General features: G+C 65.4%; 12 protein-coding genes. 4 read left to right on the forward strand and 8 right to left on the reverse strand.

The features are described 5' to 3' along the window. Nucleotides 1–948: 948 nt before the first annotated feature. On the reverse strand, nt 949–1617 hold the full coding sequence (locus ARTB_RS17315) for an alpha/beta fold hydrolase (RefSeq protein ID WP_243181641.1): 669 nt from the start codon (nt 1615–1617) through the stop codon (nt 949–951). A 102-nt stretch (nt 1618–1719) separates the two neighbouring features. Then, a complete protein-coding gene (locus ARTB_RS17320) occupies nt 1720–2334 on the reverse strand; it encodes a TetR family transcriptional regulator (RefSeq protein WP_243181642.1) in 615 nt (204 codons plus the stop codon). An 83-nt stretch (nt 2335–2417) separates the two neighbouring features. Here ARTB_RS17320 and ARTB_RS17325 point away from each other — a divergent pair, with 83 nt between their 5' ends. Both ARTB_RS17325 and ARTB_RS17330 read left to right on the forward strand, forming a co-directional pair. Further along, nucleotides 2418–3197, forward strand: a complete 780-nt coding sequence (locus ARTB_RS17325; protein ID WP_243181730.1) for an SDR family NAD(P)-dependent oxidoreductase — start codon at nt 2418–2420, stop codon at nt 3195–3197. A 177-nt stretch (nt 3198–3374) separates the two neighbouring features. Next, entirely contained in the window at nt 3375–3857 is a 483-nt protein-coding gene (locus tag ARTB_RS17330) for a hypothetical protein (RefSeq protein ID WP_243181643.1), read from the forward strand. 50 nt (nt 3858–3907) lie between these two features. Here the strand turns inward: ARTB_RS17330 and ARTB_RS17335 are convergent, their stop codons facing one another. Together ARTB_RS17335 and ARTB_RS17340 are read right to left on the reverse strand one after the other, a co-directional pair. Next, entirely contained in the window at nt 3908–4393 is a 486-nt protein-coding gene (locus ARTB_RS17335) for a hypothetical protein (protein ID WP_243181644.1), read from the reverse strand. A gap of 134 nt (nt 4394–4527) precedes the next feature. Next, entirely contained in the window at nt 4528–6738 is a 2211-nt protein-coding gene (locus ARTB_RS17340) for a hypothetical protein (protein WP_243181645.1), read from the reverse strand. Nucleotides 6739–7789: 1051 nt separating this feature from the next. Here ARTB_RS17340 and ARTB_RS17345 point away from each other — a divergent pair. After that, complete coding sequence (locus tag ARTB_RS17345) at nt 7790–8965, forward strand: zinc-dependent alcohol dehydrogenase (RefSeq protein ID WP_243181646.1); 1176 nt, start codon at nt 7790–7792, stop codon at nt 8963–8965. Nucleotides 8966–9118: 153 nt separating this feature from the next. On the opposite strand, the gene ARTB_RS17350 is transcribed toward ARTB_RS17345, so the two are convergent. Together ARTB_RS17350 and ARTB_RS17355 are read right to left on the reverse strand one after the other, a co-directional pair. Continuing rightward, nucleotides 9119–9511 (reverse strand): VOC family protein, encoded by a 393-nt coding sequence (locus ARTB_RS17350; protein WP_243181647.1) that lies wholly within the window; start codon nt 9509–9511, stop codon nt 9119–9121. Between the two features lie 103 nt (nt 9512–9614). Further along, nucleotides 9615–10874 carry an NYN domain-containing protein gene (locus ARTB_RS17355; RefSeq protein ID WP_243181648.1) on the reverse strand — a complete coding sequence of 420 codons (1260 nt, stop codon included), beginning with the start codon at nt 10872–10874 and terminating at the stop codon, nt 9615–9617. Between the two features lie 105 nt (nt 10875–10979). Here ARTB_RS17355 and ARTB_RS17360 point away from each other — a divergent pair, with 105 nt between their 5' ends. Continuing rightward, a complete protein-coding gene (locus ARTB_RS17360; protein ID WP_243181649.1) occupies nt 10980–11288 on the forward strand; it encodes a hypothetical protein in 309 nt (102 codons plus the stop codon). A gap of 82 nt (nt 11289–11370) precedes the next feature. On the opposite strand, the gene ARTB_RS17365 is transcribed toward ARTB_RS17360, so the two are convergent. Together ARTB_RS17365 and ARTB_RS17370 are read right to left on the reverse strand one after the other, a co-directional pair. Next, nucleotides 11371–11550, reverse strand: a complete 180-nt coding sequence (locus ARTB_RS17365) for a hypothetical protein (RefSeq protein ID WP_018775517.1) — start codon at nt 11548–11550, stop codon at nt 11371–11373. Nucleotides 11551–11915: 365 nt separating this feature from the next. Continuing rightward, the gene (locus tag ARTB_RS17370; protein WP_243181650.1) at nt 11916–13256 is read right to left on the reverse strand and encodes a cation:proton antiporter; all 1341 of its coding nucleotides are present in this window, start codon (nt 13254–13256) and stop codon (nt 11916–11918) included. Between the last annotated feature and the right edge of the window lie 45 nt (nt 13257–13301).

Here is a 13301-nt window from a genome sequence, read left to right on the forward strand (position 1 = left end):
AGATGTGTATAAGAGACAGGGCCGAGGCAAGGCTCTACGGCTCACGTACCCTGGGCCAGTGGATCAAGCTCGTCGTGCTCTTCGCCGTCGGCGGAGTGGCCGCCGCAGCGATTCTTGTGCTCGCCGCGCGCGGCGTGACGACGCTGCCGGGCGTGCCCGAGTTCCTCGAGAGATACCCCGGCGCGTATGACCTGCCCGATACGGTGGAGCCCGGCTTCCCGTGGTGGGCACAGTGGGCGCACTTCCTGAACATCTTCCTGATGGTGCTCATCATTCGCTCCGGCTATCAGGTGCGCATGCAGCAGAAGCCGCCGGCGTACTGGACGCCGAAGCGCGGTGGCAAGAAGATCAGCATTAACCTGTGGCTGCACCAGTCGCTCGACATTTTGTGGCTGGCCAACGGGCTCATCTTTGTGGTGCTGCTGTTTGCCTCTGGCCGCTGGATGCGGATCGTGCCGAGCAGTTGGGAGGCCGTCCCGAACGCGCTCTCCGCGCTTCTGCAGTACATGACACTGGACTGGCCCGTTGAGACCGGCTGGGTGAACTACAACAGCCTGCAGCAGATCATGTACTTCGTGGTGGTCTTCATCGCGGCCCCCCTCGCTGCGATCACGGGTGCGCGCATGAGCGAGTTCTGGCCGAAGAACGCGAAAACGCTGAACAAGGTCTACCCGGTGGAGGTTGCGCGCGCGGTGCACTTCCCGACCATGCTGTTTTTTGTGCTGTTCATCCTCATCCACGTGTTCCTCGTGTTCGCGACCGGTGCGCTGCGCAACCTGAACCACATGTTCGGCGGCACCGACGTGGTGAACTGGGCCGGGTTCTGGCTCTTCGCGGCCGCCATCGCCATCACGGCGGCCGGATGGTACGCCGCCCGCCCGCTGGTGCTCGCGCCCATCGCGAGGCTGTTCGGCCAGGTGAGCAGCCGCTAGGCCGGAATTCCCGCGTTCAGCGGCTCAGCAGGTAATCGGCCACGCCGTCCGGGTTTGCCAGGGCGAGGAGATGGCCGCCGGGCAGGACGTCGGGCTCCATTCCGAGGCGTTCGCGGGCGAGCCGTTGTTGGAAGGCCAGGGGAAAGAACCGGTCACCCTCTCCGGCCAGGACACGGGTCGGGATACCGGGCCAGGCCGTGAAGTTGCAGGCCGACTCGAACACCGCCTCTGCTTCGGGGCGTTGGTGCGGTTCGCCTTCCGCGGCGACTTCCGGCGGAACGTCGTGCAGGAAATAGGTGTCCGTGTCGAACTCAGTGCTGTACCCGTGGGCCCGGGCCGCGCTTTGCTGCGCCGCAGCCCAGCCGGTGGTGTCCCACCATGCGCCGGGGGTCTCGCCCGGTACGGGAATCATCGCATTGACCAGGACAAGCCCGGCGACGGGGGCTTTTTCGCACACCAGCGGGGCGGTGAAGCCACCCAGCGACTGCGCAACGAGCACCACGTCCTGGCGTCCACCGACGGCTTCGAGCACCAGGCGCGCGTACTCGGGCAGCCCGGCGCTTTCATCGTCGCCGGGCAGATCGACGGCAACGGCTTCGTGGCCGGCCCCCTGCAGCAACGGAACGACGCGGCTCCAGTACCAGGCCGCGCCGCCCGCTCCGGGGATCAGGACGAATCTGCTCACCGCAGCACCAGCCAAAGCACGACGGCGGGACCCCGGGTCCGGACCGGCAGGCGGCGGCCGTTGGGCCGGCTTCGTTTCGATGCGGATCTCATCTCCCCATTGTCACCCCGCCCGCGTCGACTCCGGCACCCGCAATACCCCCACCGCCGCCATCAAATACGGCACCGGATCCGGGTCCGTCCCGGCGGCCCACTGCATCCAGGCCTCGAACGTCGCGCCGATCAGGGCGGCACAAAGATACCCCGCGACGTCCCCGGAGACCCCCGCGGACATCAGGTAGGCCCGGGTCCGTTCGCGCTGCGGGGCCAGGGACTCGTAGCTGCGGCTGGCCAGCTCGGGGTGCTCGGCGATCAGCCGGAGCCGGCCGCGCGTGACTGCAAGGTCCGGCAGGACAGCAACGCCCGCGACGGCCGCGTCGCGCAGCCCCGCCTGGATGTCGCCGCCGGGACCTTCAGCGCGGGCCGAATCGAGCACGAGACGGGAAGCCTCGACCACCGGCTCCATGCCGCCCCAGACGAGCTCGGCCTTGCTGGAGAAGTAGCGGTACAGGCTCTTGCGCCCGATCCCCGCCTCGCGCGCGATGTCCTCCATGGAGGTCTGCTCGTAGCCGCGCTCGGCGAACAGCCGCAGCGCGAGGGCGGCCACGGCGTCGGGATCAATCGTCACCGGGCGCCCGGGGGGGCGCGGAACGGCGGTGGTCACGGCATCCGAAGGCATCCCACCAGTATTCACCCTTACATAATGACACAGAGTGTCATAAGCTGGGCCGCATCAGGATGAGCAACGTCTGGAAGGACATCATGGGCAACGCAGCTTCATGGCAGGAAGCCACCACCACCGGCCGGTTCGCCGGCAAGACCGTCATCGTCACCGGCGCAGCCTCGGGTATCGGCCAGGCCACCGCGCTGCGCATCGCCAGGGAAGGCGGCCGCGTCATCGCCGCCGACATCAGCAAGGAACGCCTGGATGACCTCGTGGCCGAGAACGCCGGGCTGGACCTGGTCCCGGTGGCCGGCGACATCTCCACCGAGGAAACCGGGGCCGCCGTCGTCGCCGCTGCCGGCGGACACATCGACGCGCTGGCGAACGTCGCGGGCATCATGGACAACTTCGCCCCGATCCACGAGGTGGACGACGACACCTGGGACCGTGTCTTCCGGATCAACGTCACCGCCCTCATGCGCCTCACCCGCGCGGTGGTGCCGCTGATGCTGGACGCCGGCACCGGCTCCGTGGTCAACGTCGCCTCCGAGGCCGGCCTGCGCGGGTCCGCCGCGGGCGCTGCATACACCGCGTCCAAGCACGCCGTCGTGGGCCTGACCAAGAACTCGGCTGTGATGTACGGGCCGAAGGGCCTGCGCTTCAACGCCGTGGCCCCCGGCCCCACCATCACCAACATCGTGGCCACCTGGGGTTCCCAGCTCGCGGCCGAACGCCTCGGCCCGCTGATGCAGGCCACCGTCCCGACGCCCGCCACCGCCGCGCAGCTCGCCGCGTCCATCACGTTCCTGCTTAGCGATGACGGCACCAACATCAACGGCGCCATCCTCGCCTCCGACGGCGGCTGGTCCGCGCTGTAAAGCACCTCACCAAACGCAGGCGGGCGACGGCGGGAAGTCCCGGCGTCGTCCGCCTTCCTGTAGGAAGGGAGCGCACCGAGGAACCCCGGCGTTCGTGGTGGCTGCGGCCGGGAGGGCCTGTTTCTATGGTGCCGACCGCCGTAGGCTATGGGCATCCACCACATCGAGGAGGCACTCATGCGCACGGCAACACCCAAGAACCAGGCCGACCAGATCCGCCATCTTTCAGAGAATCTCATCTCTCAGCTCACCGAGGGGAGGGAGTGGGCCACTCCCGGGGTCGAGGCGGCATTGAAAAGAGTGGTGGCCGGGCTCGATGCCGGGATTGAATCTGCGTCTCCGAGGATCCAGACCGGACTACGGCGGCTCGCTGACGACCTCGCCGGGGGAGTGGAAACTCTGGCTCCCCGTGTTCAAGAGGGCCTGAAACGGGTTGCACCGAGTGTTGTCACGGCACCCGGCCGGGCTAAGTCGCGGCGGACGGCGTCCGGGAAGGCTTGGGTGATTGCCGGAGTGGCGGCGGTTGCGGTGACCGCGGGAGTCGCGGCCTGGCTCTATCTTCGCCGTGCGGATAACGAGCCGGTGCCGTCCGTGGATGCGCAGCGAACCAGGGGCGTGGACCCCGACCTGCGCGCCGCCTCCACAGAGGACCAGACCTGAGGGACCCTACGACACCTGGGAGCCCTCCGCGTCCGACGCGGACAGGCCCGTCAATCCTCAGGCGCTTCGACGGCCCCGCCCGTTGACACTCCGCTCAGGGTGTCAATGTAATCGAGCGTTTTGGGACTGACATGCCGCACGGCCCCAAGAGCCTCCCGGAGAACGGCTCTGCGGGCGTCGTCGCCAAGTGCTCCTCGGAGTTCGACTACAGTCTCGATGCCCTGGCTCTCGAACACGCGCGTCATGTCCTCAACCTGGGCGAGGCGGCCGGGGGACGGCCAGCTGATAACTTCGGAAAGCATCCCGGTATCGAGGCGCCGCCGGAATCCACTGGTCGTGGCGGCATCAGGCCATGCCCCGACCAGAGCGGCAACGCGCGGCCTGACGGTCGCGTGGTAGTTCTGTCGCCGCTGCAGCGCCGCATCGACAATGATGGCCCCGATGTGGTCCCAGCCACGGCTGACTTCGATCGAGTCGTCCGTGCCGTGGGAGTCCGATTGCGCCGGGAGGTTGGCAGCATCATTATCGATAGTCATAGGTGAATACTCCCATGCGACAGAAGTGAGCGTGCGGCTGCGGCCGCCCAGATCGGAGCGAAACCGGGGGTATTCCGCTATCAGCAGTCCTGGCTGCCGTCCGACTGCCGGTTATGTGCCCCCGCCGGCGGGATTCATCCGGGTGACTGACGTCTGATGGAAGCTGAAATTCGATCCTCCATGGCTCGAACGCCGCCGACCGCCGCGGGCCCCATCTGCTGCCTTGCACGGTTCACCGCGTCACGGACTTCGCGACGCACTACCCGTTCATTCTGGCTCGACGACTTTTCTCGCGTTTCCCTGGCTAAATCGAGCAGAGCCTGCGGAGCGTAGTGATTGACGCTCATGTCCGTGAGCAGGGGTAGCTGCACCCTCAGATCCTGTTCGATGGCGGTGCGGAGCGGGCCCAAGCGAAGCAGTTGGGTGAGGAAATCCGGACTCAACACCGGCGACGCAGGGGCTTGCGGGCCAAGGCGCTCCCGTAGGTGGTCCTTCATCTTCATGGCTGTTCTGTCGAACGTCAGCCACCATGCAAGGTAGCCCATGGGTGATGGTCCAATCGTCCGCCGATACTCGATGACGCCGACTGAGTTTTCGACGTCGTGGGCAACCAGGCGAGACCGGGTCCCTTGCTCGGCTCCGTAGTCACCTCGTTGACGCCTTCTCTCGTGAGTCTCATTCCATAGTTCCTGAACTGCACCCCGGAGTTCGGTCGAGGCGGCATTCGAGTACTCAAGGAGACTCTTGGTCTCGATAGAGAATTCGTCGGCAAGGTAGTCGCTGACGTCCTGCAACGGCTGTTCTCGTCCACAGATGTTCCGTTGCCAGTCCAGGAATTCAGTCTCTGGTCGGCCCGAGAGCACGAAGGCCGAATAAAGGAAGGGCACTCTTCCCGACCAAGGCGACGTTCTGTTGTGACCATAAGCAACCGCCAGGTTGAGGTGTCTTTCAACTTCTTCGACGACTCCGTCCGTTACATATAGAAGCAACCCTGCGTCGACCGCTGCGCGCATCAGAATCGTAAAGTGGCGCTCTTCCGGATCGTCTACCAGGCTCTCTCCGATAAGGGGCAGGATCGCGGTGGTGTCCATCCATATGTCGCCTTCACTGAAGACGTTGAGCACGACTTTTTGGACGTCCGGGGTTTGTTTCAGGAACGCGAAAAGCGTGTATGCGTCGGCTAGCCGCCGAAGATGTGATTGTGTTTGCGGCGAGGGCTGTTCCAGTACGTGCATTATGGCCGCGGCCGCGGCATCAGAGCTGAGCTCACGGATGCCACCATTAGCTGTAATTCGGTCAGCTATGGCTACAGGGCTGAGTTGGAACGGTGCACCTTTTTCCACGGCTTCGGCAAAAGACTCACCTCGTTCCAGGAGTGTTTCTTCCAACACTGTTCGCAGTTGCCGAGAAATCTCCGTCAACTGTGCTTCGCTCAGTGCCTTCGGTGCTTCGACGGCTCGAACCGCCGCAATGAGTTTCGCATCGAGGGCAGCTTCATCAAGAAGGAACTTGGCTGTCTGATCATTTATCCTCTTGGCCTCCTCAAAACTGAGATGGTAGGTGTCCTCGGCCCCGGACGCTGATTTGTGTTGTTTGATGGGGCCCTTCCGAGACAGGCGGTTCAATGCGCTCAGGGTCAGAGCATCGACCTGCCCTCGCTTCCCCACGGGCATGCGGAGGGCGACGCCATCTTTGATTTCGCTCAGGCGCAGCCTGTTGTATGTGTTCGAATCGTGAAGCGCCGCCAAGACCAATGACTCGAAGCAGCTCTTGGTAAGACTCTGATCGGTTGCCTGATCTTCGCCGTCGAGAGCCAAGTGCAGCACCGCGACTTTGCTCTCATCGGCGGTCAAGGTCGATATTCTTCCGAGGACCCCTCGTTTGGACAGCAGCGGATCCACAAATCGCTGAGCCAGCTCTTCACTGGCCACTCGTCGTTGCGGATAGGACTTCTCGCGGTCCACAAACCACGACCGGTCCCGGATGTCTACGGTTATATTCCGATCACGTCGGGACTCTTCCCTGAGTTCATCGGCAGCCGGACCAATCACCTGGTTAGTGAGGTAGATCACGGTGCTGACCGAAGGAAAATTCCTCTTGAGGGTGTCCAGCGTGCTCGCAATTTTCGACTTCCAACTCGCCGTGACAGAGTACTGAAATGCAACTTTTGGCACCCCATCAATCGTGAATATTTCGGCGTCTCTACCCTTGTCTCCGTTCGGAGCTGCCATCGTCCGCAGGGCTGGATATTCGACCGCTAAGAACTCCGACGCGAACGATTCGAATATCTCCCAGTCGCCAGGGCCAATCCGTTCTAGGGCGAGAGACAATCGCGGGTTCGGCATAACCGAATCATAACCACCACAAACCTTCCTTGAACATCTTCCCCGGTCTCGATAGCCGATTGATTTTCGGGGGGAGCGGCGGCCCGGTTCCGGTGCTTAGCCTCGCGACCTGCTTAGGTTAAAACTTCCGCGCGGAATCACTTGTAAACAGCCCGTTGACTTTCACGTCTCCTGCGAGGACCATGACGAGTGAAAGTCAATGATGGGGGGGATAACTCAAAGTCTGACGTGCCGAAAATATGCATGTGTGCCGATTATTCCCGCGCCAAATTTTAGGCTGCCGCGGAATATCACTTACGCGAAGCTCGTGCTTACGCGTCTGTTAGACAACTCCGAATCTGGGGATCAACGGAGAGAAAATGATTAGCAATTCCTTTAAGCCGGTTGCAGCTGCGCCCGGTGTTTTTACATCTGAACCTCTAGCGTTCGGCCAGAGCGATCGAATTCGTGCAATGGTGCACGGTCGGACAGCAGTGTTAACAGCCGAATGCGATGCAGAGCGCAAGACGCCAGATTTCGTGGTCTCAGGGCCAGCGAGCCCTGGGTTTGACGCAGCTGCGTTCAGTCTGTCGGGTATATGGGACGCGGCTAAGGACCTCACCGGTCGCGCTTGGGACGCAATTAACGATGTTCTGACTAACGAGGGCGGCGGCGGCGGTGGCGGTGGCGGTGGCGGCGGCGCCCTCATAATAGCGAGCCCGGACGAAGCCGAAATCGTCACAACCACTCGCGCGCCGGCACTGTAGGTAAATGACACCAAAGGCAAGCGGACGACGGCGGGAGTCCCGCCGTCGTCCGCTTTGTACGAAGGTGCCGCTGACCCGCCGGGCGGCTATTTGGGGCGGGCGGCCAGGGCGGATGCCAGGCCGTGGCCGCACCCTGTCCTCAGCCGCGGGCTTCCGCCCTTCGAACGCGCTTATCGCCAGCCGGCCCGAACTCAGCCACGGCTATGTAGGTCTCAGACCGACGCTCCTTCCCATTCGGGCGCGAACAAGGAATGATCTTATTGATCAGTAGACTTACTAATTTGGTTGCGACTGAAGGAGCGAATATGAGGGCACTTACCTGGCAGGGAAAGCGGTCGGTCAGCGTGGAGATGGTTCCGGATCCGGTCATTGAGAAGGGCACGGACGCCATCGTCAGGATCACTTCATCGGCCATATGCGGCTCGGACCTCCACCTGTACGAGGTCCTTGGCCCCTACATGAAGGCCGGCGACATCCTGGGGCACGAACCCATGGGCATCGTTGAGGAGGTCGGCTCCGAGGTCAGGAACCTCAAGCCGGGCGACAGGGTGGTCATCCCCTTCAACATCTCCTGCGGCCATTGCTGGATGTGCAAACAGGGGCTGCAGTCCCAGTGTGAAACCACCCAGGTCCATGCCCACAACAGCGGGGCGAGCCTGTTCGGGTTCTCCGAGCTCTACGGGTCGGTCCCCGGTGGACAGGCGGAGTACCTGCGAGTGCCCTACGCCGACTACGGGCCGATAAAGGTCGGGCACGAACTGCCCGATGAGCGGTACCTCTACCTCTCCGATATTCTTCCCACCGCCTGGCAGGGAGTGAAATACGCCGATGTCCCCGCGGGCGGCACACTGGCCGTCTTTGGGCTCGGCCCGGTGGGGCAGTTCGCCAGCCGGGTCGGTCGACACCTCGGCCAGCGCGTCATCGCCATCGAACCGGTTCCGGAACGCCGCCGCATGGCCGAGCGGCACGGGGTGGAAACGATCGATTTCACAGAGGACGTCAGTGACCAGCTTCGCGATATGACGGATGGAAGGGGCCCTGACGCGGTCGTCGACGCCGTCGGCATGGAAGCGCACAATTCGCCCGTCGGCGCCTTTGCGCAGAATGCGGTGGGGCTCTTGCCGGATGCCTTGGCAAAGAAGGCCATGGAGACTGCGGGCGTAGACCGCATGACGGTCCTCCATGCAGCGATCGACTCCGTGCGCCGGGGAGGCACCGTTTCGCTAAGCGGGGTGTACGGGGGTACAGCGAGCCCCATGCCCCTGCTGAGCATGTTCGACAAGCAGATCCAACTCCGGATGGGCCAGTGCAACGTCCGCCGGTGGACGGACGAGCTGCTCCCGCTCGTGGAAGATTCCGCAGACCCGCTCGGCGTCATGGACCTGAAGACTCACGAGGTCGACCTCGACGGTGCCGCGGCCGCCTACGAGATCTTCCAGAAAAAGGAAGACGGCTGCATCAAGGTGGTCCTGAAGCCGTAGCGAAGATGCCCCCGCTCCGGGAGATCTCCTCAGGTCTTCCGTCAGCCGGACCCAAGCGCAGCTGGGCTCCCCATTCGACCGGAACGGGAGCCCAGCTAGGCGACCTCGGTGAAGAGGAATCCCGCCGTCGTCCGCTTGTGTGTGAAACGGCCGCTATTCGCCGGCGGGTTGGAATAACTCGACAACGTTCCCGGACGGGTCCTCCAGCAGGATCTGCTGTCCGCCTGGGCCCTTGACAATGTCGTTCCGGAACGTGACGCCTGCGCCGCGCAACCGCTCCACTTCGGCCGCGATATCGCCCACGATGAGGTGAATGCGGTTCCACCCTCCCGGCACGGGCACCGTGCCGTCCGGCATGGGACGGCCTGCCGAGCTGGCCGGCCCGCTCAGGAGGAGCCGCAACCGGCCGCGGGTGACGTCGGCGAACGCCGGCGCGGCGCTCATCCTGACGGTGAATCCGAGATGCGTTGTATAGAAGTCGACCGCGGCATCGACGTCGGCCACCATGTACCGGACGCTCACCAGCTCCGTAAGGTCGTTGGGCATTTTCAGCTCCTTTCCGAATTCGTTTGGTTGGTGCTCGATGTAGATAGATCAAACTGTCGATCTGTTTCGCACCCAGCGCAAGCCCACGACGGCGGGAGGTTCGCTACGCCCGGGAGGCGCCGGGGCCGGACTCCAGCAGCCCGCCGCCGGCCCAGCGCCTGAGCGCGAGCTTTTCGGCGTCGTCGAACTCCATGAGGGCCAGCCGGCACAGCTCTTCCACGTTTCGGGTCCACGCGGCAGCGAGTTCCCGCGCTGAAATCTCCCCTGCGAGGGAGCCACCGGCGTACACCACGCCCTGGATCACGAAGTTGACGGCAGAGCGGGACACCGGCTGCCCGGCCGCCACGCAGTCGTCCCGAACGGAGCGTGCCAATTCGCTGCGGTTGCCCGAATGGTCGCGCAGCTTCGCCGCCAGGGACAGGAAGACCTGTCTGAACTGTTCTGCCGACAGCGCCGGAACGTCCGTGACCCGGGTGACCTGCTCCTCGATCGCGGGCCGGGCGTCTGAGGCCAGCGAGGAGGGCTCCGGGGAAAACCGCTTCGCGTCCCACACCCAGCCGGGCGACGGCGTGGACGAGTATTGGACGCCCTGGCCGATCTGGGCGATCCAGGCCCCGAACTTGCCGTGGCCGCCCCAATCTGTCTTCAGCGACGGGTCCGCGGTCAGGGCCCGGTGCGCCGCGACCGCTCCCGTGACCGGACCCGGCGCGGCCTGCACCAGGGCCCGGACCTCGTCGGCGGCCGACGTCGCGGACCCGGGCGTGCCCGGGACGGTGCGGATCGGGGCGCCAAGTCCGGCGGACGGGACCATGCGGGGGATGCCGGCCGCTGTCCCGTTGAGGATTGCCACGAAATCGTGGGACTCCACCACGCTGTCGGCCATCTCCCGGTACGCGAATGCCACAGCGCCGGCAGCGATGACGGTGGTCATCCGGTCGGCCGCCCGGAACCTCTGGACCAGCGAGGTGAAGTCGGCGTCCGCAGACGCGACGAAGAACTCCTCAACGTGTGCCGCGCCGGCCAGGGCATCCATTGCGTCCAGCACCAGGTTGATATCGGTGCTGGACTTGCCCCGCTGGGTCAGGGAGGGGCAGTCGATCACGCGGAAGCCCGCGCGGGTCCAGTACGGCCGGTACTTGGAGTAGATCACCGGATTGAGATAGCAGTTACGGATCAGGAAGCGCCGGGATTCTTCGCCCGCGCCGCCGGCGGCCAGCGCCTCCGTCCAGTGCTTGGGGTCCTCGGCGAATCTCTTCGCGGCCGCCGGGTCCAAGGCCATCAGGCCCGTATAGACGTTGTCGAAGTCCACGAACATCGCGGCACGGATGCCAGGCCGCCGGGAATGGGGGAGGGGTTCACTCATCGGCTCAGTGTGCCAGCAGGAGGGCGGCGCGGGCCAGAGGTGCCCGCTTGGTTGCCCATTTGCCGTCGTGTGCCGGACCTCCTGGCGGGAACAGGAGGTCCATAGGTGTGTCCGGGATCAGCCGCGCGCGCCACGCTCCTGCGGGAAGCCGACACCCCGGGCCACGCGGCCGGCGACCAGGTCCTGGAACACGTGGCGCTGATGCTCTCCCAGGCCGTGCGCGGCGCGGACACCGTCACCATCGGGGGGAGCGAGCTCCGGCTGGGCATGTCCGTTGGCCAGGCGGAAACGGCTGTACCGGCGGACGCCGATTCGGCCGCGCACAAAGAACTGGCCACGGCCCTGCTGCTGGCCGCAGATCAGGACATACACCGCGTCAAGACGGAAATGCGCGGGGCCGTGTGCACCGGTTGATCCGCGGGCTTTAACGCCAAACGACGACGGCGGGAGGTGGCTCCCGCCGTCGTCGTTCGGCCTTGCTGCCTGGAACCCGGGCTTAGGCGCCGTGGTTCAGGCTGAGGGTGAAGGTGTTCGGGCCACTGGCGTGGACCGCGATGTTGCTCTTGGCGGTGTTGTGGCGCTCGGAGAGCTCGTGGACCAGCGCGTCCAGCTCGTGGTGCATGGTGGAGCGGTCCCAGAGCTTGTGGGTTACAGAGTTGGCAGTTTCAAACGTCATTGTTCAGTGCTTCCATTTCATGAATCCGGATGTCCGGCTGCCGCACCGATGCGGAGCCGCCGTAGGGGCCAAACCAGGAACGCCTGAGACCGTGGGCAGCTCTGCGAGCTCACCGGTTTGGCCTCATTGCGTCCACCAGGATGGGTGCCCGGCGTTTACTGCGGACGCGGAACGTCGCAGGAATTCGTCAGGCTGCACCGGCAGGAACGTCGCAGTCCCTGCCTTGCCTTTCCATAGTGCACAGCGCCGCGCGGGCGGCTCAAGCCAGATGGCGAAATATGCGCGTGAGACTCATCACAGCCGCTGTGCCGGAACGTGGACGGCGACGACGGCACCCCAGTCCAGCGCGGACGGTTCAGCGCGGTCTAGGGACGGGACCGCTTTGACCGAAAATGCGGAGGGTGGATGTGCATGCGGCTCAGCCCCCGGGCGGGGGCCGGAGAGACCGGTACCGGTCCGCCGGGCTCCGGCCCGGCAGCGGCAGCGGCCCGTCCGTAGCGGGCAGCCAACGGTGCGGCGCTGAAGCCGTGGGCCAGTACGCTGAGCAGTACGGTGGCGGCGATGACGGCCACAGCCTGATCGGACACTGGTCCAAGGGCTTCCAGCGCCAGCAGCGCGAACACGAGGGACGCCAGCCCGCGCGGGCCGAACCAGCCCACGAACAGGACGGTCTTCCGGTCGAGGCCGGCGCCAATCGAGGCCAGCGCCACCGGCAGCATGCGCACCACCGTGAGGCTAAGCACGGCATACGCGATGGTCAGGGGGAGGGAGTGCTCCAGCATGATCGGCACGGTGATGGCTCCGAACGCCAGCCACACGAGCAGGGACACCAGGCCGCTCATCTGCTCAACGAAGGCCAGCTCGGCCGGCCCCCGTTCCCCGGCGCAGGTGCCGAACGCCAGCCCGGCGCAGAACGCGGCGACGAAGCCGTTGCCGCCCACCGCGAGTGCGGCGCTGTAGGAAAGCAGGCTCAGGGCCAGGACGCCGATGCCGGCGAAGTCCTCGGTTGCGGTCCCGCGCCGGCGGGCCAGCTGGAGCAGCCACCCTCCCGCGGCGCCGGCCGCTGCGCCGACGCCGGCGCCGATGAGCAGCTCCATGGCCGCGCTGCCTGGGCCTTCGGCGCTCTCCAGGCCTGCTGCGGCGGCCGCGCCGGCGATGGCGAGCATGACGACCGGGGTGGCGATGCCGTCGTTGAGGCCGCTTTCGACCGTGATCAGCTGGCGGATCCGCGACGGCACCGCCGGATTCGTCACCACGGGTATTCCGAGTGCGGCGTCGGTAGGGGCAAGCGCGGCGCCGACGAGGAGGGCCAGCCAGAACCCGAACTGGGGAAAGAACCAGGCGGCCAGGGCCCACCCGAACACAATCGTCAGCGGCAGGCCGACTCCCAGCAGCCGCACGTAGCGGCTCACGTCCCGGCGCAATTGCTGGAGCGGCAGGCGGGCGGCGTCGGAGAAGAGCACCCACACCAGGGTGACCTCGACAACCGGGGTGATACTCGCCAGGGGCGACGGGCCACTGACCAGCCCGGACCAGGCCAGGGCTGCGCCGACAGCGGTGAACACAATGGGAGCGGTCAGGTCCGCCTGCTGCAGCCGCGCCGACACCAGCGCCCACGCGAACAGGAGGGCGGTGATGAGGACAATGACCGTCAGCTCCATGACGGATCGGCGCCCGTTTCCGTGGGTGCCGCGTGAGGTCGGCACGATTCCAGCAGCCGGATGCGTCCGCCCACAGGGATCACGCTCCCT

This window comes from Arthrobacter humicola (assembly GCF_022803015.1).
In the GTDB taxonomy this organism is placed as follows: domain Bacteria; phylum Actinomycetota; class Actinomycetes; order Actinomycetales; family Micrococcaceae; genus Arthrobacter; species Arthrobacter humicola_A.